This is a genomic window from Ruegeria sp. C9 (assembly GCF_056537585.1).
The window spans coordinates 174,898-194,151 of record NZ_JBQFRU010000006.1; the positions used below are offsets into that span (position 1 = coordinate 174,898).

Consider the following 19,254-nt stretch of genomic DNA (forward strand, 5'->3'; position numbering starts at 1 on the left):
GCGGCACCTAAGATCGCGTGTGCTGTGGGATGCCCACTGAAATCAGCATCCCACAGCCGATTTTCACAATCTATCACTGTGGCGTGGTGCCCGATGTATCAATCAGTCTTGGATCTTGTATGGCATTTCATCCTGAAGATGAGGGCACATTGACACTGATCTGGCTTCCCGGAGCCGCACTTTAATCAGTCAACTTCATCCTGAATGAGGGGGGTTAGTTTGGATCGCCCCACTGCCCCACCCTCTGCTACTGCCAGATCCATTGCCATCATCCTGTAATCACCGCGCATCCATGAAGAAAACAAGTTCTTGTAGAACCGCGAAAGCGGGTGTCCCGACTGCCCGGATGGTGTCAGGAAAAAGAAGCCTTTGTCTTCTGAAACAGACATGACGGCCTGAAAATTCGTGCCGATATTTGTTGCAAACGGTTTTTCGTCAGACATCCCGAATTGAGACGAGAGCAATGAATAAGGTCCTCCGGACTTCGGTTCCCGCACAGATAACAACCCATTGAGGAATCCGGCTGGGCTAACCGCAGACCAATCCAGATTCACAATGTGTTCAGCTCCCCAGCTCCACGAAGAAAGGTCGGGACCGTAGCGCTCGGTTATCCAGACGAGCGCATCGTCGAGTGCGGGAACGATCCACTCGTCGCAGGTTTCGACACGAGTTGAGGTGCGATTATCACACAACATCGCGGCCTCGTCTCTATTTGAAAGAACCGCGGCAAGAAAATATGGATTCGGATTTGTCCACAAATCACGCGTCGCAGGAAATTCATCCTGTAGAAATCGGCGTTGCAAAGCACGCGCCCATGCCCAGAATATTAATGGCTCCGGTGAAAAACGATCCATTTCACCGTTCCATTCAGCCAAGCGGTTCAAGGCATCCTGTCGGATTCCATCGACCGGGTCGTCGGTTGCGGGGATCATGGGTGCAGAACGCCACAAGTCCGCCGCCATCAGAGGCAACAAGCTACGCGCTGCCGAACTAACGGTATCTTGTTGTAGCGCCATAACACCATCAACTGAAAAAACGCGTTGGCGCGCATCAAGTTCTGTGAGCCGTTGCTGCCGAAGCAGGATTGCATCTTCATCGGAGATGCCCGGCCAGGTCATGACGTCTTCTTTGTCAATAACGACGGTCTCCAACCCGAACAGAGGCATTTCAGAGATCAACTTCACGGCGTCTTTTGCGGTGACTACCTGTGTCAGTCGGTAAAGAGTTTTCAAAAAGATATCGCTATCTACCCATTCGGATGTGCCGTTTTGCAATTCAGGTTGCCCGGCATTTGAGTCCAAGGCCCAAGCAACGTCATTTGAACGACCCAGAACAACGAACGGAACGCCGGGCAAAGTCACCCCTGCTACTGCCCCCGAGGGAAATTGAAGATCAGCCATGTACCAGGTTGATGGGAGCGAAAGCGGCCCGCTAGCCTCGACCGCGAGAATTGGGGAATTGGAAACCGTTCGTTCACTGGTCAATGCCCAGGCTCCCAGCCGAGCTTTTGGCGTGTTCATGATCAATCCAGGTGTTTTCGGTCTGTCGCCTGGAATTGACGCGCCGCCACTCTCTGTCTCCCGCAGATTGTCTAGAAACTGTTGAGTTATTCTGAGACTATCCTCTGGCCGCCAGGCCATGATGGTCTTTTCATCGAACAACAACAGTTCTGGTGCCCCCCGGCCACGCCGGTCTTTTGACACCTCCCCGATCCAGGCATTGACGCCAGCTGCATAGGCAATCAGCATTTCGGACAAAACTGGATCCATATCGCGATATCGCGGAACCGGCACTTTGCCCGAAGCGGACCGCCGTTCCCTTAACATCTGACCCAATCGATCCTGCGCATGAACGAAACCAAGTGCGAAATAGGCATCGGACGGGGATGAAGCCGAGATATGTGGGATCGCCATAGAGTCCCTCAGGACGTCCACAGAATCTTTCAAACCCTCTAACCTAAAATCTTCCTCATAGTCCGGAAGAGAAGCCAGCATGAGATATGTAGCCGTGCCGAAACAGACGGTAGCGATGAACAGGGCTGCAAGAACCAACCCAAGCACAATCCTGAGCAGCGCTTTCAATTTCAACCACCATTCGGATCAGCCTAGGAAATCAGACGCACAACTGCGATCGACAGAAAGAACGCAATCAGGCCACAAACGATGGCGTATCCTGCAGCATACTGAAGAATATCAAGGCTGTTGCCATTCCGGCGCTTTGCCAGGACCCCACCCCAAACGGCGCCAACCAAGGCACCCGCGATTGCCATCATCTTACATCCTCTGATTTTGTTCATTTGCGGTGCAGTTCACTTCAGGCGTTCAAATCGTCAAACTGATAGCCGCGCGTCTGGAGGCGTTCTGAAAGAACTCTCACGAGTTAGCTTCGCGTTTCTTGGCAGTGAGATCGCCCAGCTGCTTCTCAAGCTGTGCCCGTGCACTACTTAATCGCTTTTGCGCTGCTTCGTTTTCTACCTTGTCATTCGCAGCGGCAGCAAGTCGATCGTCAGAAAGCGGGTCTGTCGGGCGCCCGTCGACCAATACTTCATAATGAAGATTTGGGCCGGTCGCGGTGCCGGTCGACCCGACACGACCAACCACCTGGCCCGCCTCCACGCGCTGACCTTTGGTCAGACCATCGGCGGTTGCGCTAAGATGCGTGTATCGCGTGACCGTGTCCGATCCATGAGCGATTTCGACCACACGCCCATACCCCCCGCGCCAACCAATATAAGACACGCGGCCCGGGGCCGTCGCATGCACCGGAGTACCACGTGCGGCAGCAAAATCGACACCTGTATGCATCCGAACATTTCCGTAGACCGGGTGCTTCCGCCGACCAAAGACTGAACTCAGGCGCGCGCCCTCGACTGGCTGCGAGAAGACGCGAAGAAGCTCACCATCGACATAGATTGTGGCGCGGCCATTTTCGGCGTCTGGCCATGCTATTTCGTAAAGTTGGTCATCAACTTCCAGCGCCGCAAAAATGAGTTCTGCCTGGCCTGTTCTCTCGCCATCGATGCTCTTTTCGCGCCAGAGAAGACGGAGAGCTTCACCACCTGTCAGGTCCCTCCGAAAATCCACTGTGCCGCTCAGCATCTGCGCCAGATCCACCGCAAAACGAACCGGGATCTTTGCGCTACTCAGCGCATTTGAAATCGAAGTTTCGATCTCTGTTTTGCGGGCCAGAATGACGGTGTCGGGTTCTGGCGAGACCACGCGCGTGGACAACGTTTCGCTGAGTATCACCTCGATTCTTACACCATCCTCCACCGCAAGCTCCACGCTCTGCGGTTGATCCGCTGCGGTTGTAACGACTGTTATCGAGTGGCCCGGGCGCAAACGCTGCAAATCATATTCAGCGCCAAGCGCAAGTGCGATTTCGGCCCGATCGGTTGCGTTGATCCCGGCTTTAGACAGCAAACTGTCGAGCGTGTCACCCAACGCAAGTTCGCGCGTCCATGTCCGTGAAGGCGGTTCAACAGGTGGCAAAGGTTCCTCTGCCTGAATGGGTTCCGGTTGAGCAGGTCGAAACGAAACGGGGCTTGGAGCGAGTTCTGCTGATGGTACGTTCAGCAACGGAGCCGATGTGATCTGCGCTTCCGCAGGAAGCTTGGGCACCGGAAAGACCGTGGGCGCAGGCGCCGTCACTTCAGACCGGTTCGAGGCAATGAACACGATCGAAGCAATTGAGACGCTGCTGATCGCTATTGCCGAGGTTGCTAGAAACCGTGCGTTCATGATGTTTTATCCGCTCCACTTTTCAAAGCACGACGGATCTTGGGCACAGCGAATTCTCTCTGCTCATGATAGTCGATGGTGCTGACAAATTCGCCTGTGGGGCTAAACAGATATACACTTGCAGTGTGGTTCATTGTGTAGTCGCCATCTTCCATTGGAACTTTTTCATAAGTGGCGCGAAAATCGTCTGCGGCCTGAGCGTTTTGGTCCGAAACGCCGACCCACCCACGGACAGCCGGATGAAAGTAGCTGACATAGTCGGCCATAGATTCGACTGTGTCTCTTTCAGGGTCTACGGTTATGAACACGACGTTCAATTCATCCGCATCATTGCCCAGATCATCCAGCCAGAGGGAAATATCCGAAAGAGTCGTCGGGCAAACATCCGTACAGTAGGTAAAGCCGAAGAACACCATTGTTGCACGTCCGACGAGCGATTGCGGGGTGACGGTGGTCCCTTCGTGATCAACCATGCGAAAGTTCATGTCTGACAACGCAAGGGGACGAAGGCGATCAGATTGAGCCGCTCCCGGCCCATCCACTTGCCACCATCCGGCAAAGAGTGTCAGGCCGATTACACCAAGTCCAGCAGCCCCGAATGTGAGAATGCGTCGCCGCTGCATCAGTTCCCAGGGCCTCGCGCAGCAATACCAAATATCGGCACGTTGACGGTCTTTTCTGTGTCATCGGCAAAGATCAGAGTCAGCGTAAAGCTCTCGCCTTCGGTCATAGGGCGTTGCAGCCGCATGAGCATTGCGTGGAGCCCGCCCGGCTCAAGCGCTACGGAACCACCCGGCGCAATTTCCAGCTCGCCAGCTGGTGCCATGGAACTGACGCCCTCTGCATTGGTCGATGTCTGATGGATCTCGGGCATCATCGCAAGATCGGTGCGGATAGACGTCAGCGTGACGGCCTCATTGCCGGTGTTGCTGATCGTCATGTAAGCGACGCCAGGTCGGTTGGTGCCAATTGAAGCGCGCGACCAGGCATCTTCAACGACAACATCGTCGCCCCCTGCCAGAACCGGTGCCGAGAGAATGGCAGTGGTGCCGAATGCGGCAAGCACACCTGCCAGAAGTGTATTTTTTGCAGTGAGTCTCATAGTACCTCTCGCTACTGCTCAGCTTTGCAGTGCTGCAACTTCTGCAGCGACCAGGCGTCTCAATTCAGCCTCACCAAACGGATCCAGAGATTTGCCATTGACGAAGAATGTCGGAGTTTGCCTTATACCGACCGCTTCGACATCAGCGCGATCCTGATTGAGAACACCGACTGTCTGGGGCGCAAGCATTTGTGCCTGCGCTGCCTCGGCATCCAGTCCCGCCGCTGCTGCAATTCGAATAATAAGACCAGGCTCAGGCGCACCATGCGCGGCCCATTTGGGCTGCTCTCGCAACACGGCTTCCAGTACCGGTTCAAAGACCCCCTGCATGCGTGCTGCTTCAAGCACGCGGATCGCCTCCTCTGAGCCCTCGCCATGGAAAGGGGTGTACCGGATCACAACGCGCACGGCGTCTCCATGCTGTGCCATGATGTCCTTCACGACCGGATGAAAGGCGCGGCAGGCTTCACAAGCCGGATCGAAAAATTCGACGATTGTAACCGGTGCGTCCTTTGGGCCGAGAACAGGCGAGTAGGAACGGATAAGTGTTTCAGCGATTTCGGGTGCGACAGGCTCGGTGTTGCCTGAAGCAGCCGGACGGTTCACGTACCAGGAAGCGGCTCCGAATCCGGCACCACCGAATGCGAGAACGGACAAAATCAGGCCACGTCTGTTCATACTTGTTTCTCCTTGAGTGAAAGGGCGCACAGAACGCCGATTAGCGCGAATGAAACGAGCGCCATCAGCGGAATCGGGATGCCCAAAACAGTTTGATTTGCATCCGTGCAGGACGGACCGCTGGCCGAGCATGGTTGGATTTTTTCGGGGATTAGACCAGCATACAGGCCCATGTGCCACAAGGCGACAGCAGCGCCCCCCAATGCCAGTGCTATTCCGTAGCGGCCCACGTTCTGGTCCTGCCACCACAGGCCAAGCCCCAGTACGATCGCCAATGGGAACATGAACGCACGCTGGAACCAGCAAAGCACACAGGGCTTCTGCCCCAAGATCTCTCCAATGAACAGAACAGAAAGAGACGCAACCAGGGCAATCGTCCAGGCCAGGGCAAGAAGTGTATCTTTGGAAAACCGGGACATGGTGCTCAGAGTCTTTGTTTCAGATCCGCAAGAATTTCTTCGGCTGGCGTGCCATATGACCAGGACTGAACGAATCCAGCGTTCTTGTTGAACAGAAACAGATGAGAGGTATGCCCCATCGTATACCCGTCCGGTGCAGTAGCTTGTTCGATCCGTTCGTAGAAAATCGGAAAGGTCTTGGACGTCTCCGCAATCTGTTCCGGCGTGCCTGTAAGCCCAATGATCCCCGCATCGAAAAGTGGCACATACTCGGCCAGCACGGCCGGAGTGTCGCGCTCGGGGTCGATGGATATGAAGATAGGTTGCACTTGGGTTGATTGATTTCCCAGACCTTCCTGCACTGCTGCCACCTCGGACAGTGTTGTAGGGCAAACGTCGGGGCAGTTGGTGAAACCGAAAAACACCAACATCCACTTGCCTGCAAAGTCGTTCTGGGTGCGGACAACACCAGAGTGATCTGTCAGTTCGAACCTGGCTTCGAACGGAACAGACCCCTCCTCAATCCGCGCAGGTCTATATTCTGACCACAGCATCAGATAGGCAAATGCCGCCGTTGCGACACCAGCCAGTACCCATAAGATTTTTTGAAATACGGTCAGTTTCAAAGTTAGCCGTCCGCCTGTGATTCTTGGTTCAGAACGGCATGTACACCCTCTACCTGCTAGAGGTTCAAAGGGGATTTTGAGCCTGCGGCTGGGTGTCACAGGTCCACCGGCTGGAAGGTTCTATTGTGCGGCGTCAACCCGAGCCTACATAAGCTGTAGCTTTGTAAGGAGACCCAGATGCTGACGATCGGAACGCTTGGAAAAAAGACCGGAACCAAGGTTCAGACGATCCGCTACTACGAGCAGATCGGACTTATGCCGGAACCGGGGCGCACCGAGGGTGGCCAGCGGCGTTATGGCCATACCGAACTGGATCGCCTGGCTTTTATCCGTCACGCCCGCCAATTGGGGTTTTCGCTTGAGGCGATACGCGAACTGCTTGATTTGTCCGACGATCCGGATCGCCCATGTCATGAAGCCGACAGTATTGCGCGCCGGCAACTCAAACAGATTGAGCAAAGAATGGCGCGGCTAGAAGCGTTGCGGACCGAGCTGGAGCGCATGGTGCATGAATGCAGTGGCGGCAACACTTCGGATTGTCGTGTACTCGAAGTTCTACGCGATCACTCCGAATGTCTTACTGATCACGAAGACATCGGCGCGTAACCCTGGGCAGCGTTGTTGCGAACTGGAAATAGCCTCTTGAAGCTACAGTCACTGTAGCAATTACAAGTCTTTCTGAGTTGATTCGACGAGAGACCAAATGCTGAACCGAGACCCGTTGTTAACCGCCACACCTCTGCTTGATTTTGAAACACCCGCAATTTCTGGGCTCATAACGGAACGGCGCTGGCCCGATCTGCCTATCGGGGATCGAATTGGCGCTATTTATGATTTCGTTCGTAACGAGATTGCCTTTGGTTACAACCGTGCAGACGATATCCCGGCTTCAGAGGTGCTCGCTAACGGCTTTGGGCAATGCAATACCAAGGGCACTCTTTTGATGGCACTGTTTCGCGGCAGCGGTATTCGATGCCGTTTGCATGGCTTTATGATCCACAAAGAGTTGCAGAGGGGTGTGGTCCCCGAATTGATTTATCCGCTGGCGCCAGAAGAAATCTTGCATTCGTGGGTCGAAGTTGAAGTAGGCGATCGTTGGGTCAACCTCGAAGGATTTATTCTGGATCAGCCATACCTGGAGGCGTTGCAGCATAACTTTGCAGAAACAGAAAGCCTGTGCGGTTACGGGGCGGGTACCGGTTGTTTGAGCAACCCACAGGTCGAATGGGAAGGTCGCGACACGTACATTCAGAAAACCGGCATCGTGAAGGATTTTGGCGTTTTTGATAGTCCGGATGCGTTCTATGCTGATCATGCGCAAAGTTTCGGCAGCATTCGGGGTTGGCTTTATCGCTGCATATTCCGTCACTGGATGAACGCGCGCGTTCGATCCCTACGCAATGGGAAGCTGAAGGCTCGAATGGCGGCCACGCATACACACGGAAATGCATAGCGGGGCCTCAACTGAAACGCTTTTGCAAGGCTGCGTTCAGTGCCTCTGACAATAGCACCAGAACAATGATTGCCAACGTCACGGTCGCAGCCTTTTCATACTGAAACGACCGTACGTAGGTTTGTACATACAACCCGATGCCACCGGCACCGACAATGCCCAGTATCAGGCTTTCGCGCAGATTTAGCTCAAACCGAAATACGGTATCGCGCATGATCACAGGCGCCATCTGCGGCCAGATTGCCCAACGCAACTGTTGAATTCTGTTGGCCCCTGCGCTTTCAAGCGCCGCCACAGGAGCGGTGGCAGTATTGTCGATGGCTTCCGCATAGAACTTTGCCAACATGCCGGTCGCGTGAAATGTGATTGCCAGTATACCGGGAAGCGGGCCCAACCCAACAGCGCCCACCATTAGCATAGCGACCAGGATCAGTGGGATCGACCGGATAACCGCAAGCAAGGCACGGACGGGACGCCAGATCGCTGTTGGTACCATAGTTTCAGAGGCCAAAACGGCCAGTCCCGCCGACAGGATCACAGCGAACAATGTTCCCAGAATGGCGATCCTCAGTGTCTCCGCCAGCCCGGTCAGAACCTCGCGCCAAACGGACAGGTCAGGTGGGATCATGCGCCCCAGAAACTCTGCCAGACGGGGGCCCGCGCCTGGCAGCTTGCCCAATCCCATATCCCCGCTGGTCAGCGACCATAGGATCGCCAGTGCCAGCATGACCCAAATGACAGATCGGCCCATCAACTGACTACACGCAGCCCCGATGTGACACCGGCACCGTGATACAGTTCATCGATGTCCCCGCTGGTCAACTGAGCCGACGGTTTGTCGAACAATACCACGCCATCTCGCAGGCCTATGATGCGCTCAGCAAAGCGGCGTGACAGGTCGGGCTGATGCGAGCTGAAAATGACGCCGATTTCGCGGCTACGTGCAGAGCTGGTGATCAGGCTCAGAATGCGTTCGGCGTGAGCAGGGTCCAAATTGCTGACGGGCTCATCCGCAAGGATCAACTCGGGCTCTTGTGCCAGACATCTGGCAATCGCAACGCGCTGCCGTTGTCCACCCGACAACCGATCGGCACGGCGGCTTGCCAGATCGGACAGCCCCGTATCCTGAAGCGCCCGTGTCACGCACATATGGTCCTCTTCCCGGAACCGACCCCAGAGTGAGGACCAGATATTCATCCGGCCCATCCGGCCGTTCATCACATTCTGATAAACACTCTGCCGATCAACCAGGGCGAATTCCTGGAAGACAAAGCCAGTATTGGCACGGTCCTCGCGGGATGGAATTCCTGTTGCCAAAAGTGGCTTGCCCAGCACCTGTGCCTCGCCCTGCCATCCACTCAAACGACCATCCAACAACGCCAGCAACGTTGATTTGCCCGCACCCGAAGGACCCAGTAGCGCGACGCTTTCACCGGGCTGCACCGACAGCGAAACATCTGAAAGAGCTGCCGCACTGGCAAAGTGCTGCGATACCGCGTTGAGTGAAACTATAGGGTTCATTTCAGAAACCCATAGCGCCGCGCAGTCTCGCGCACGCCTTCGTAAACCGAAGGATCAGCAGGAAGATACCCGTCCGGGCCATAGAGGTAAGCCAGCAGATGACGGTTCTCACTCTCGTTGAGGCGCAGCATGGTTTTAATGAACTTCGCCTGCAGCCCGGCGTCCAGATCAGGGCCGGCAATGATTGCGTGGCTGGGAATTTGTTCTGATTCCGCCAGCACCTTGACCTCGGCCTGCTGATCCGGAGTCAGATAGAGATCGGCATACTGGCTTGCGCCTGCCGCATCGACCAGTCCGTTGGCCATGGCCTGCATCGCTTGCTGATATCCGCCAGCAAAGAATTTTTGCCCGAAAAAGCTGTCGGCATCGCCCGTGCCCGAGAACAGCCCGGCGCGCACAAACAGATCAAGGGGATAGATGTAACCGGATTCCGAGACCGGATCGGAAAAGGCGATGTCACGTCCCCGGAGATCGGCCAGCGTTTCGATTCCGCTGTCACGCCGCACGAAGACCCGGCCCGAATAGCTGGGTTGCCCGCGATAAACCTCGGACAATAGCGGTACGGCGCCGATCTGGTCTTCGGCCAACACAAAGGGCAACGCTCCCATGAACGAGATATCGGCATCACCGTTGCGCAGCGCCTCAACGGCAGCAGCGTGGTCGAACGTGACAAACCCCGTGACCGGGACGCCCATCTGCTCTGAAAGCCAGCCGGTGATGACGTTGATGTCACCCAACAGCTTTTCGGGGTTCTCCTGCGGGATGAAGGCCAGCTTCAGCCCCCGGTCAGTTGCAGCCATTACGGGCAGGGCTGCAGATGCGGCTGCAGCGACCAGAAAATTGCGGCGCGACAACATCAGAACATCCTCTCGTCAATTTCGGCCTGCATGGCCTTGAACAGTTCCCACTGGCGGGTGGCTTCGGTCCAGTTTCCTTCGGCGCTGGCATCGCCAACCGCTCGCAGGATCGCGGCGAATTCGTAGATTTCGGGCTTGGCGTTCTGATTGACCATGACACTGGCATCCGCGGCCAGATCAGGAGCTACCGTGTCGATCAGAACCGCTATGTTTTCGGCATCCTGCATCGGCAGCAGGGTATCGAGCGTGCTGGCGAATGTCGTCAGCTCCTCCCAGGACAAGCGGAATACGCTGTTGCGACCTTCGAATACTTGATAGGGGTCTTCACCGTCTCCAACAGCTTCGACGTAGGCGGTCAGATCTGCGCGCTGTGCTTCGTCCAAACCCAAATTTTTGGTATCATTGAACCAGTCAACAACGCTGGCCAGCGTCGGCAGCGATCCGTCATGCATGTAAGGTGCAGTGAAATTGACGTTGCGCAGTGTCGGGGTTTCGAACGCGGTAGCCGTGCCGCCGGGGAATGGTGGTTCCGCGCTGCCGATGTCGTAGGTCAGACCATCGCGGAACTGACGGTCAGGCGTGTGACACGAAGCGCAGGACTTGTCACCAAGTCCTGCAAATTTGGTGTTGAATAGCACCTCCCCGCGCTTGGCGTCATCTGACGCCAGATCGGTCAGCTTACCGGACCGATCGATCTTTGGGTTGGGAAGAAAGTCGAACTGTTTGACATAGGCTTCCAGCGCGTCCAGTTGGAACGGCGTTGGTTCCTTTCCCGCGAATTCGGTCACAATCACATTTCGGATGAACCGGCGCAGGCTGGGTTCGCGCCCGTCGCGGCCATAAGGTGCGGTAAAGCGGATGCCGCGCATGGAAGGCGTGTCCAAGTGATCATCGGTCCGATCATTGAACATTGGATTGAAGAACGAACCGTCCACATCCATCCCGCCCGGATGAGAGGACAAGCCCGGAATGAAGAAATCCCGGTTCACGTCGGAGCGGTTGTGGCAGGTCGAGCAGGCAATGCCCAACTCGCGCGCCGGGCCGCCGAAGATTTCGGGGCTGTCGAACAGCATGTCACCGTAGGCCACCAGCGGCAGATTGGCTTCATCCTCACCCGCCTCTTCAAACTGAAGAACCAGCCGCGGCAGCTGCGCCTGATCTCCGATGTTCGACCCTGGCGGCAGCGTGGCGGGCATTGTGATTTGTTCGCCGGAAAGCACAACTGTTTCAGGCAGCGGTGTTAACTTGTCGCGTTGGGCATACTCGGATGGCAGATAGTTGGCACGAATATAGGCAGCGACAATGGCCTGAGCCTCCGCAAATTGGTCGACATCCACCGTTTGTGCACCATTGCCCAGTACTCCTGCGCTGCCAAGGGTGGAGTTCAGAACCAGCCATGCCCGGCCCAGATCGCGAGCCGCCGACGCATCCGCAGCCTTGATACCATCTTCGAATGCGCGGAACAGAGCTGCCGCTTGTGCAACCTCGCGGGCCGCCTCAGGCTGACCCAGCGCGGTCTTTGCGACATCCAGATGGCGCAGAATTCCCTCAGCAATGGCAATTGTGCTTGCTTCGAACAGCGCCTGGAGATCTTCGGCTTCCATGGCTTGGTTGATCGCAAGCGCCTCTTTGTCGGAAACGCGTGACAATGGAGCGACCTGAATGTCACTGCCAGGCGCGGGCGAGGTCCAACTCCTCTCAATTTCATCCCAGGGAACCGGGGTTAGATTTCCCATGAACAAGGTCAGTCGATACGCGGCAGCGCGCGGAGCCCAAGGAGATTCTTCAATCGCCGTGGCATCCGCGATCACTGGCAATGCACAAAGAAGTGTGGACGCTATCAGATATTTCATAGCACTGTCTATTAAAGTTAGCCTTGTCTAATTTATTGATGAAGGCATGCTCATTGTCAAGTTCGGCTTTCAGGTGCATACACTAGTGACTGGATTAACGACCTAATCGTGAGCCGATGACTGAAACGACACCGCAAAATTCAGATCGTAGTATTGATACCCAGGCGAGCGGGTTTGAGGCTGTGCGACAGGCGCACCAAAGCGAAATGGTTGAGGACTACGTTGAACTTATTGCGGAGTTGATCCATCAGAATGGCACGGCGCGCCCGGTCGAAATAGCCGAGCGGTTGGGCGTAACCCAACCTACGGTTTCGAAGAATTTGGCCCGTTTGAAACGAGAAGGTTTCATAGAACAAATTCCCTACCGCTCACTTCAACTGACCGATGCCGGGCGTCAATTGGCGGAAGCTTGTAGAAGGCGTCACCGGATTGTCGTGGAGTTCCTGATCGCCTTGGGCGTTTCACCGGAAGTCGCAGAGCATGACGCTGAAGGCATTGAGCATCATGTAAGCGAAGAGACCCTTGCAGTTTTTAAAGGGTTCGTTGGGCGGACTGAGGAAACAAAGTAGAAACTAAAAACCTAAGTTGTGCTGGCGAATTCTGACACTCTTAGTTTTAGAAAGACTAAGACCTCTTAAACCTTTGTTGAGCCGTTACACTAGCCCCGCAAGAACACTTGTCGCATCTGAAAAGTGAAAAATGAGCGGATTTAGTGATTGAATCTTTTCCCAAGCAGCCAAGGTAAAAATCGGTCTAGCTCATTTATTTTCATTGGGGGTCGAAACCTTTAGCCGCAGTGGCCTTACTACAGCAGCTATCCCCCAACTGAATTGGCGGACATGGTACAGTTGCGTAGGAACAAAAGACACAGCAATCGCCTGCCAGCGGTTTCAAAACTGCCTCGCATGATTTGCATTCATAAAACCACTGGCACGAGTCAGTTGGCATTTTCTCGGTTTCAACGTGCCCACACCGAGGGCAGGTCAAAATGCTATCGAGCACCACAGTTTGATTTGTCATTGTCTCACATCTGCATGATTAGATAGTCGTTGATTTGAGCCTTATTGAACACGATGACCCATGCCAACGCGGTAGTCGCCGTGCTTCCGACAAGCCACCATTTCAGATTTGCCAACGTCTCGTTTAGATGCGCTAAGAACCACGAAACCGCGGCCAGCGCTGTTGAGACGGCGAGAACACAGTAGCTTGCCGCCGCTATTTTTCCGAATACTGCCAACCAACTGCCGCCCAAGCCTAACAACATCATGGCCATTGGAAGAACACAGCATGTTGCGACGCCCAGAGCTGAAACCGATCCCAAGTAGCTGAGGTTCACGTATTTCTTCATCTTTTGCTCCCGAGATGCTCGATTTGATTGTGTTGAAGCACCGGTATTCAGAGCGTATAACTCCTGTAGTAACTACAGGATCAAGTGGAGGCACTTCACATGATTGCGATAGGTGAGGCTTCCCGGCAATCCGGGGTTGGCATAGAAACCATCCGCTACTACGAACGCGAAGGTATCGTACCAAGACCTGTGCGAGCTCTGAACAATCGTCGCCTCTATGCAGCAAGCGATGTGGGAAGACTTCGATTTTTGAAGAGGTGCCGCGACCTGGGATTTCCTCTCCCAGACGCAAAGGCGCTTTTAGAGCTGTCAGAAGGAAGTGCCGAAGACTGCCGGTCGGTGAAAGAGCTGGCCGAGGCGCATATTTCTAGCGTTCGAAGCAAGATTGATGAGCTCAGACGTCTGGAGCACGCCTTGAGTGAGCTTACTGCCAATTGTGATAGTGGTAACGTTCACTGCCCGATGCTGCAAAGTCTGCGAACGATGGATGATATCTGACTCTGGACACTGGGCGGAAACTCAGGGTCTGAGATTTAGCCAGATCACCTCAGACCAAGGTCTGTGGTGCGGTAACAGATTGTAGTTCATAGTCGATTTCACGATGAGAGCGAAAGTAACTGACCTGACGATTGGCAATTGGTCGTTGTCGCGAGTCTTTCTTGCGGCAAGTATCTTCGTGATGGGTACTGCTACCGCAATCGTTGGGGTCTGGGTGTCTAATCGAATTCAGAACGCAGTCGTGCAAAACTCCGCCAACTCCGCAGCGCTGTATATGGAAAGCGTAGTTTCCCCGCTCAGCCAGGAATTGGCACATGGCGACCGCCTTTCTGAGCAGGCGAGCCTGGCGCTGGATGAGATTTTCATGACCCAGCCAATGCGTGACCGTATCGTTTCCTACAAATTCTGGAAGCAAGGCGGTGTGATTGCGCATGCCTCGGATACAGACATCATAGGAAACCGTTTCAATCCAACGGATGATTTAAGGCGAGCGTGGAGCGGAGATATCTCCGGCTCTTTCGAAGAGCTTGATCATGCCGAGAGCGCCGCCGAGGCGGCATTGGGGATACCACTGCTTGAAGTTTACAGCCCCATCCGCGAACTCTGGTCCGGCGAAATCATCGCAGTTGCGGAGTTCTACGAAAGAGCTGACCAGCTTGAGTTAGACTTAGCCAAGGCTAGGCGAACAAGTTGGTTGGTCGTCGGCTCCGCATTTCTGGCAAGTACTATTGTTCTGTATTCCATTGTCGCAATTGGCGACAAAACAATTCGACGACAGGGGTCTCTTCTTAAACAGCGGTTGAAAGAAAGTGAGAAGATGGCTGAGCAGAATGCGCTGCTGCGGTCGCGTGTGGTCGAGGCGTCGGAAAGATATACCACGCAAACAGATCGGTTCCTCAAGAATCTTGGAGCTGAGCTACATGATGGCCCTGCGCAATACCTGTCGCTCGCCGCCCTTAGGCTGGAGGCGGCGTTTTCCAAAGAGTCGGAAAGGCCTAAAGAGGCAGTGGAAATTCAGCAGTCTTTGCAAAAATCGCTGGCTGAAATTCGTGCAATTTCGCGAGGGCTGTCCGCGCCAGATATCGATAGCCTGTCACTCGTCGATGTTGTGAAGAGAGCCGTAGAGGATCACGCCGAACACAGCCCGTTGCGACCGGATATTTCATTCCTGGGCAGCCAGGCCCCGGAGTTGTCATTGTCCGACAAACTGTGCGTTTTTCGGTTCCTCCAGGAAACGCTTTCCAATGCCGCTAGATATGCTCCAGCTTCCAAGTGCACTGTTATCGCTGAGGCGCAGAACGACCGCATAGTTGTAAAGATCACAGACGACGGACCAGGATTTGACAGGTCAGAAGAAACCGCGTTGCGAGACGATGGTGGCCAGGGGCTTATGGGCTTGCGAGATCGGGTCGAGAGCATTGGTGGCAGGTTCGACGTCGCATCGAGACCGGGCGAAGGCACCACCATAGCTATGACACTATTTCCCAGAAAGTTAGGCACATCATGACTACATCTGTCGTAATAGCCGATGATCACCCGATATTCAGGGATGGTTTGCAGCGCACGTTGGATGAAGCCGATGGCTTCGAAGTTTTAGCCGCTGGGTCCAGTGCTGAAGAGGCAGTATCGCTGGTCGGCACGCATCAGCCGGACATAGCTATTCTTGACCTCTCGATGCCCGGTGGCGGGATAAGCGCGACACGTAAAATCGCGGCGATGGCAAATCCACCTGTCATTGCAATCTTGACAGTCTCAGAGAACAGCGGCGATGTCGCGGACGCCTTGGAGGCGGGTGCGATTGGGTACATTGTGAAGGGAGTAACCGCAAGCGAACTAACCGCTTCTTTACGCAGCATCGCCGCAGGTGAAGGGTTCGTTTCTCCTGGCTTGGCCTCGCGGGTACTTCTTCAAATCAACGCTGACACCGGCATGTCTGTTAACAGCAGCATTCTAGATGACCTTACACATCGTGAGGAAGAAATACTGAGACGTGTGGCCAAAGGACTGAGTAATCGTGAAATCGCTGACGAGTTAGACCTCCAGGAAAAGACCGTGAAGCACTACATGACCGCGGTCCTGTCCAAGCTTCATGCGCGAAATCGGGTAGAGGCCGCGCTCATTGCACATGATGTTTGGAACAAGGGAGAATAGCTGCGGTCTCTTTGACGACTATGGCGACCTCTCACTAAGAGAAGCCGCCAACGATTATCGACTGAAGTTGCTGTTCAGTTAGCAACCGACTGTAACCTCCGGCGATCAGAGGCCGTTGCGTTTCTTTCGACAACAGTCCGGTTGTACGGGTCTTTCAACTCGTAACGCCCAAACTCAATCTCCTCTTTCCAACCATTGGCATAATTCACTTCGATATTGTTGCCTTGGCGTTCGATTTTCGTGGGTCGACTTCCAGCAGTGCCGCCTTGCCCAGATGAGCGTACATTTTCGATTGAGATACCATTCGCCAAGGACCGAAGCCTTGAAACGTCAGCGCCGGTCGCGGCGCGCTCCTCAACAGTTCGGTTCTGAGCATTCTTTCTCTCATACCGCCCGTTTTCGATCTCTTCCTTGGTTCCGTCCGAGTAACGCACCTCAATGCCGTTGGCGTTCGTTTCGACCTTTGTTATCCCAGCCGAACCCGACGATTTGCCCCCTGAATTAGACTTATCCTTCTTTCCGCTGCCCTTATTGGAGCGTTTGGAGTCATCATCGTCATTATCGTCATCATCATCGTCGTCGCGACCACTTTTTCCTGACCCCGAATTGTCGTCCCGGTCATCATCTCTGTCGTCGTCTCGATCATCGTCTCTATCGTCATCACGATCATCATCTCGGTCGCCACCACGGTCGCTATTACCCGACCCCGAGTTATCATCCCGATCGTCGTCGCGATCATCATCCCTGTCATCGTCACGATCATCCCCGTCTTTCCCTTTGCCGCTTTTGGCAAAGGCATATGACGGTTCAAAATGTAGACGGCCATCTTCATCAAAGGTTGGTACATAAGGCGTCGCGGCAATCAACGAAGCCAACGCCGCGGTACTTAGAAGTTGACCCAGCTTTCTTTGAATTTTCACTTTCGCCTCCAATTTTGATCGACACGCTTCGTGACATTGGAGACAGGCTACTACCGGCCCGACTTTCCCACATCGGGCTTAGGTCTGACGAATTTCAAGCCGAACGTCTTAATCAGATCAGTCAAACCAATAGATTCTTTGCAGAACCAAATGAGCAGTTTAGTGGGGATCAACCCCGTCGCCTTTCAGCTCGTCATCAGGTTCGAGGTGGATGACAAAGACGGAACCCGGGTACAGACACTCTAGTTCTTCCTCTATGTCGTTGCATATATCGTGCGCTGCGCTGACTGGCATCGTGCCATCCACAACAAGGTGAAACTCTACAAAGATAACATTCGCGGATCTGCGCCCTTTGAGGTCATGATACTCTAAGGCTGCGCCGAGATTTGCTTCGATTGCATTAGAAACAGTCTGCAAGTCATGTTCCGACAGGCTCACATCCATCAGGCCATCGACGGATGCCCGAATAACTTTCCAGCCCTCCCACAAGATGTTCAGCGCAACAAGAATTGCCAGGATCGGGTCAAGGATCAACCAGCCGGTGACAAGCGCTAGTATCAGTCCTGCGACGACACCAACAGAAGTCATAACATCCGTAAAAATGTGGCGGGAGCTCGCTTCCAAGGCGGGCGATCCCTCGCGCCTACCTGTCCTAAGCAAGAGGAAGGCCCATGCACCGTTCACACCCGTTGCAACGATATTGACGGCAATTCCAAGCAGCGGCGCATCCTCAAGATGCGGGTTCGGGAGCACCAGTACAGCTTCTCTGATGATCAAGAACGCCGCCAACACAATCAGCGCGCCCTCAACCACGGCTGAAAGATACTCCGCTTTTTTATGACCAAAGGGGTGGTTTTGGTCAGGGGGCTTATTGGCAACCCGAACTGCGAAATACGCCAACAAAGCCGCGACAACATTCACGGTTGATTCCATTGCGTCTGACAACAAAGCCACCGAACCTGTCAGCCACCAAGCCAACAGTTTCAGGGCCAGTACCGCAATGGATATCGGGATAGACCAAAGAGCGATTTTTTGTGTCATTTGGCCGCGACCCTCAGTCAATTATGAACAGAAACTCGGGTGATTGGTGAGCTCCGATGTTCAAAACGTAAAACAGGTGTTTGGCGAAAAGGGAATAGGTCTTACGGCATCCTATTGGCGACAGCATCTGGTCGCCGCTGCGTGGCGCCAAACGACTGTTATTCGGATGAAAGCCCGGTCGACGAAACAGGAACAGCCTTGAGATAGGCGGCAATCGCCAAACGGTCCTCATCCGTCAGCCGTGAGGTGTTCTCGATGACTTCCACCATCTCACCACCCGCACTGTCATAGTCTGGTGTAAAGCCAGATTTTAGGTATTCGGCAATGTCTGCCTCTGACCAATCAAGCTGGTCTGAGGTTAAGCCGGGGATACGACCTTTCCCGTTTGGATTTGGTGCACCCGTCAGCCAAAGGTCTCGTTTCAGGCCCCCTAAACCATTTCGCGGGGTATGGCATTCAGCGCAATGACCCAGCGCCTCGACCAAATACCTGCCATGTTTTTGTTGGTCGGTCAGATCACCTTCAACCACCCAGCCTGATGACATGAACAAGAGCTTCCATCCCCCCAATCCGCGCCGAACGCTGAAAGGAAAACCTACGTCATGCGCAACACTTTCCGTTGCGGCCGCTGGCAGCGTGCCGAGGAATGCGTGTAGCGAAACCACGTCTTCGGCCGACATGTTGGCGTAAGAGGTATAGGGAAACGCTGGGAAATAGTGCTGCCCTTCGGGTCCGGTTCCATGGATCAAGGCATTGGCCAGATCCAGGGCAGACCAGGATCCGATACCAGCTTCCGGGTCACTGGAAATGTTGGGGGCAATGAACGTGCCGAATTCCGTCTCAAACCGGCGACCACCAGCGAGCGCTAGCTTGTCTTCACCGATCGCATCCGGCGCTGAATGACAGGATGCGCATCCTGCCGCGTGGAACACGATTTCACCTCTAGCAAGATCTGGGTTCAAACCGTCGAGTCGTGATTGTTCCATTCGTTGAGGTCGGGTCAGGACCAAACCGGCCAACCCGACCAAAACAATGACGATTGCGACAAAGAAAAGAAAGCGCCGCACC

General features: G+C 54.5%; 23 protein-coding genes. 6 read left to right on the forward strand and 17 right to left on the reverse strand.

Translation table 11 applies throughout. From position 1 onward, the window contains the following. Positions 1–185 precede the first annotated feature (185 nt). The 8 genes from ACR0NE_RS16625 to ACR0NE_RS16660 all read right to left on the reverse strand — a co-directional run bounded on the left by ACR0NE_RS16625 (position 186) and on the right by ACR0NE_RS16660 (position 6,544). Complete coding sequence (locus ACR0NE_RS16625; protein ID WP_480459755.1) at positions 186–2,081, reverse strand: penicillin acylase family protein; 1,896 nt, start codon at positions 2,079–2,081, stop codon at positions 186–188. A gap of 23 nt (positions 2,082–2,104) precedes the next feature. Further along, a complete protein-coding gene (locus tag ACR0NE_RS16630; protein ID WP_170391782.1) occupies positions 2,105–2,296 on the reverse strand; it encodes a hypothetical protein in 192 nt (63 codons plus the stop codon). Positions 2,297–2,372: 76 nt separating this feature from the next. Continuing rightward, positions 2,373–3,740: a M23 family metallopeptidase gene (locus ACR0NE_RS16635; protein WP_170424846.1), complete on the reverse strand. Its 1,368-nt coding sequence runs from the start codon at positions 3,738–3,740 to the stop codon at positions 2,373–2,375. After that, on the reverse strand, positions 3,737–4,363 hold the full coding sequence (locus tag ACR0NE_RS16640; protein WP_170597562.1) for an SCO family protein: 627 nt from the start codon (positions 4,361–4,363) through the stop codon (positions 3,737–3,739). The genes ACR0NE_RS16635 and ACR0NE_RS16640 overlap by 4 nt, the downstream gene beginning before the upstream one ends. After that, positions 4,363–4,842 (reverse strand): copper chaperone PCu(A)C, encoded by a 480-nt coding sequence (locus ACR0NE_RS16645; RefSeq protein WP_170516108.1) that lies wholly within the window; start codon positions 4,840–4,842, stop codon positions 4,363–4,365. The genes ACR0NE_RS16640 and ACR0NE_RS16645 overlap by 1 nt, the downstream gene beginning before the upstream one ends. A gap of 18 nt (positions 4,843–4,860) precedes the next feature. Continuing rightward, positions 4,861–5,520: a thioredoxin domain-containing protein gene (locus tag ACR0NE_RS16650; RefSeq protein WP_170516106.1), complete on the reverse strand. Its 660-nt coding sequence runs from the start codon at positions 5,518–5,520 to the stop codon at positions 4,861–4,863. After that, a complete protein-coding gene (locus ACR0NE_RS16655; RefSeq protein WP_170392751.1) occupies positions 5,517–5,939 on the reverse strand; it encodes a disulfide bond formation protein B in 423 nt (140 codons plus the stop codon). Before ACR0NE_RS16655 ends, ACR0NE_RS16650 begins: the two co-directional genes overlap by 4 nt. Positions 5,940–5,944: 5 nt before the next feature. Beyond that, positions 5,945–6,544 (reverse strand): SCO family protein, encoded by a 600-nt coding sequence (locus ACR0NE_RS16660; protein ID WP_480459756.1) that lies wholly within the window; start codon positions 6,542–6,544, stop codon positions 5,945–5,947. Positions 6,545–6,721: 177 nt separating this feature from the next. On the opposite strand from ACR0NE_RS16660, the gene ACR0NE_RS16665 reads away from it, so the two are divergent. After that, a complete protein-coding gene (locus ACR0NE_RS16665) occupies positions 6,722–7,150 on the forward strand; it encodes a MerR family transcriptional regulator (protein WP_170392752.1) in 429 nt (142 codons plus the stop codon). A gap of 97 nt (positions 7,151–7,247) precedes the next feature. Beyond that, positions 7,248–7,997 carry a transglutaminase-like domain-containing protein gene (locus tag ACR0NE_RS16670; protein WP_170392753.1) on the forward strand — a complete coding sequence of 250 codons (750 nt, stop codon included), beginning with the start codon at positions 7,248–7,250 and terminating at the stop codon, positions 7,995–7,997. Between the two features lie 7 nt (positions 7,998–8,004). Here the strand turns inward: ACR0NE_RS16670 and phnE are convergent, their stop codons facing one another. Genes phnE through ACR0NE_RS16690 form a run of 4 tightly spaced genes read right to left on the reverse strand, consistent with a single transcriptional unit; the run spans position 8,005 to position 12,228 of the window. Then, positions 8,005–8,748: a phosphonate ABC transporter, permease protein PhnE gene (phnE, locus tag ACR0NE_RS16675; RefSeq protein WP_170597564.1), complete on the reverse strand. Its 744-nt coding sequence runs from the start codon at positions 8,746–8,748 to the stop codon at positions 8,005–8,007. Beyond that, positions 8,748–9,518: an ATP-binding cassette domain-containing protein gene (locus tag ACR0NE_RS16680; RefSeq protein ID WP_170392755.1), complete on the reverse strand. Its 771-nt coding sequence runs from the start codon at positions 9,516–9,518 to the stop codon at positions 8,748–8,750. Before ACR0NE_RS16680 ends, phnE begins: the two co-directional genes overlap by 1 nt. Then, entirely contained in the window at positions 9,515–10,375 is an 861-nt protein-coding gene (locus ACR0NE_RS16685) for a phosphate/phosphite/phosphonate ABC transporter substrate-binding protein (protein WP_170597566.1), read from the reverse strand. The genes ACR0NE_RS16680 and ACR0NE_RS16685 overlap by 4 nt, the downstream gene beginning before the upstream one ends. Beyond that, positions 10,375–12,228: a cytochrome c peroxidase gene (locus ACR0NE_RS16690; RefSeq protein ID WP_170597568.1), complete on the reverse strand. Its 1,854-nt coding sequence runs from the start codon at positions 12,226–12,228 to the stop codon at positions 10,375–10,377. Before ACR0NE_RS16690 ends, ACR0NE_RS16685 begins: the two co-directional genes overlap by 1 nt. 116 nt (positions 12,229–12,344) lie before the next feature. Here ACR0NE_RS16690 and mntR point away from each other — a divergent pair, with 116 nt between their 5' ends. Continuing rightward, complete coding sequence (gene mntR / locus ACR0NE_RS16695; RefSeq protein WP_170597570.1) at positions 12,345–12,797, forward strand: manganese-binding transcriptional regulator MntR; 453 nt, start codon at positions 12,345–12,347, stop codon at positions 12,795–12,797. Between the two features lie 199 nt (positions 12,798–12,996). Here mntR and ACR0NE_RS16700 read toward each other — a convergent pair whose 3' ends face one another. Together ACR0NE_RS16700 and ACR0NE_RS16705 are read right to left on the reverse strand one after the other, a co-directional pair. Then, entirely contained in the window at positions 12,997–13,248 is a 252-nt protein-coding gene (locus ACR0NE_RS16700; RefSeq protein ID WP_480459758.1) for a GDCCVxC domain-containing (seleno)protein, read from the reverse strand. 4 nt (positions 13,249–13,252) lie between these two features. Continuing rightward, positions 13,253–13,576 (reverse strand): hypothetical protein, encoded by a 324-nt coding sequence (locus tag ACR0NE_RS16705; RefSeq protein WP_170597572.1) that lies wholly within the window; start codon positions 13,574–13,576, stop codon positions 13,253–13,255. A gap of 99 nt (positions 13,577–13,675) precedes the next feature. Between ACR0NE_RS16705 and ACR0NE_RS16710 the strand changes: the two genes are divergently transcribed. The 3 genes from ACR0NE_RS16710 to ACR0NE_RS16720 all read left to right on the forward strand — a co-directional run bounded on the left by ACR0NE_RS16710 (position 13,676) and on the right by ACR0NE_RS16720 (position 16,225). Continuing rightward, positions 13,676–14,074 carry a MerR family transcriptional regulator gene (locus ACR0NE_RS16710; RefSeq protein WP_170597574.1) on the forward strand — a complete coding sequence of 133 codons (399 nt, stop codon included), beginning with the start codon at positions 13,676–13,678 and terminating at the stop codon, positions 14,072–14,074. A 364-nt stretch (positions 14,075–14,438) separates the two neighbouring features. Next, a complete protein-coding gene (locus ACR0NE_RS16715) occupies positions 14,439–15,581 on the forward strand; it encodes a sensor histidine kinase (RefSeq protein ID WP_170597576.1) in 1,143 nt (380 codons plus the stop codon). Beyond that, positions 15,578–16,225, forward strand: coding sequence for a response regulator (locus tag ACR0NE_RS16720; protein ID WP_170392761.1), 648 nt, complete (start codon positions 15,578–15,580; stop codon positions 16,223–16,225). The genes ACR0NE_RS16715 and ACR0NE_RS16720 overlap by 4 nt, the downstream gene beginning before the upstream one ends. A gap of 74 nt (positions 16,226–16,299) precedes the next feature. Here the strand turns inward: ACR0NE_RS16720 and ACR0NE_RS16725 are convergent, their stop codons facing one another. The 3 genes from ACR0NE_RS16725 to ACR0NE_RS16735 all read right to left on the reverse strand — a co-directional run bounded on the left by ACR0NE_RS16725 (position 16,300) and on the right by ACR0NE_RS16735 (position 19,253). After that, a complete protein-coding gene (locus tag ACR0NE_RS16725) occupies positions 16,300–17,145 on the reverse strand; it encodes a hypothetical protein (RefSeq protein ID WP_480459762.1) in 846 nt (281 codons plus the stop codon). A gap of 159 nt (positions 17,146–17,304) precedes the next feature. Beyond that, entirely contained in the window at positions 17,305–18,186 is an 882-nt protein-coding gene (locus ACR0NE_RS16730; RefSeq protein ID WP_170402537.1) for a cation diffusion facilitator family transporter, read from the reverse strand. A gap of 158 nt (positions 18,187–18,344) precedes the next feature. Continuing rightward, the gene (locus ACR0NE_RS16735; protein ID WP_480459764.1) at positions 18,345–19,253 is read right to left on the reverse strand and encodes a c-type cytochrome; all 909 of its coding nucleotides are present in this window, start codon (positions 19,251–19,253) and stop codon (positions 18,345–18,347) included. Between the last annotated feature and the right edge of the window lies 1 nt (position 19,254).

Coding starts and splice junctions, on each gene's coding strand:
- ACR0NE_RS16700 (WP_480459758.1), bottom strand. CDS start 13,248: ATGACAAATCAAACTGTGGTGCTCGATAGCATTTTGACCTGCCCTCGG.
- ACR0NE_RS16685 (WP_170597566.1), bottom strand. CDS start 10,375: ATGTTGTCGCGCCGCAATTTTCTGGTCGCTGCAGCCGCATCTGCAGCC.
- ACR0NE_RS16690 (WP_170597568.1), bottom strand. CDS start 12,228: ATGAAATATCTGATAGCGTCCACACTTCTTTGTGCATTGCCAGTGATC.
- ACR0NE_RS16730 (WP_170402537.1), bottom strand. CDS start 18,186: ATGACACAAAAAATCGCTCTTTGGTCTATCCCGATATCCATTGCGGTA.
- ACR0NE_RS16710 (WP_170597574.1), top strand. CDS start 13,676: ATGATTGCGATAGGTGAGGCTTCCCGGCAATCCGGGGTTGGCATAGAA.
- ACR0NE_RS16680 (WP_170392755.1), bottom strand. CDS start 9,518: ATGAACCCTATAGTTTCACTCAACGCGGTATCGCAGCACTTTGCCAGT.
- ACR0NE_RS16715 (WP_170597576.1), top strand. CDS start 14,439: ATGACCCAGCCAATGCGTGACCGTATCGTTTCCTACAAATTCTGGAAG.
- mntR (WP_170597570.1), top strand. CDS start 12,345: ATGACTGAAACGACACCGCAAAATTCAGATCGTAGTATTGATACCCAG.
- ACR0NE_RS16720 (WP_170392761.1), top strand. CDS start 15,578: ATGACTACATCTGTCGTAATAGCCGATGATCACCCGATATTCAGGGAT.
- ACR0NE_RS16705 (WP_170597572.1), bottom strand. CDS start 13,576: ATGAAGAAATACGTGAACCTCAGCTACTTGGGATCGGTTTCAGCTCTG.
- ACR0NE_RS16655 (WP_170392751.1), bottom strand. CDS start 5,939: ATGTCCCGGTTTTCCAAAGATACACTTCTTGCCCTGGCCTGGACGATT.
- ACR0NE_RS16650 (WP_170516106.1), bottom strand. CDS start 5,520: ATGAACAGACGTGGCCTGATTTTGTCCGTTCTCGCATTCGGTGGTGCC.
- ACR0NE_RS16645 (WP_170516108.1), bottom strand. CDS start 4,842: ATGAGACTCACTGCAAAAAATACACTTCTGGCAGGTGTGCTTGCCGCA.
- ACR0NE_RS16665 (WP_170392752.1), top strand. CDS start 6,722: ATGCTGACGATCGGAACGCTTGGAAAAAAGACCGGAACCAAGGTTCAG.
- ACR0NE_RS16670 (WP_170392753.1), top strand. CDS start 7,248: ATGCTGAACCGAGACCCGTTGTTAACCGCCACACCTCTGCTTGATTTT.
- ACR0NE_RS16635 (WP_170424846.1), bottom strand. CDS start 3,740: ATGAACGCACGGTTTCTAGCAACCTCGGCAATAGCGATCAGCAGCGTC.
- ACR0NE_RS16630 (WP_170391782.1), bottom strand. CDS start 2,296: ATGAACAAAATCAGAGGATGTAAGATGATGGCAATCGCGGGTGCCTTG.
- phnE (WP_170597564.1), bottom strand. CDS start 8,748: ATGGGCCGATCTGTCATTTGGGTCATGCTGGCACTGGCGATCCTATGG.
- ACR0NE_RS16640 (WP_170597562.1), bottom strand. CDS start 4,363: ATGCAGCGGCGACGCATTCTCACATTCGGGGCTGCTGGACTTGGTGTA.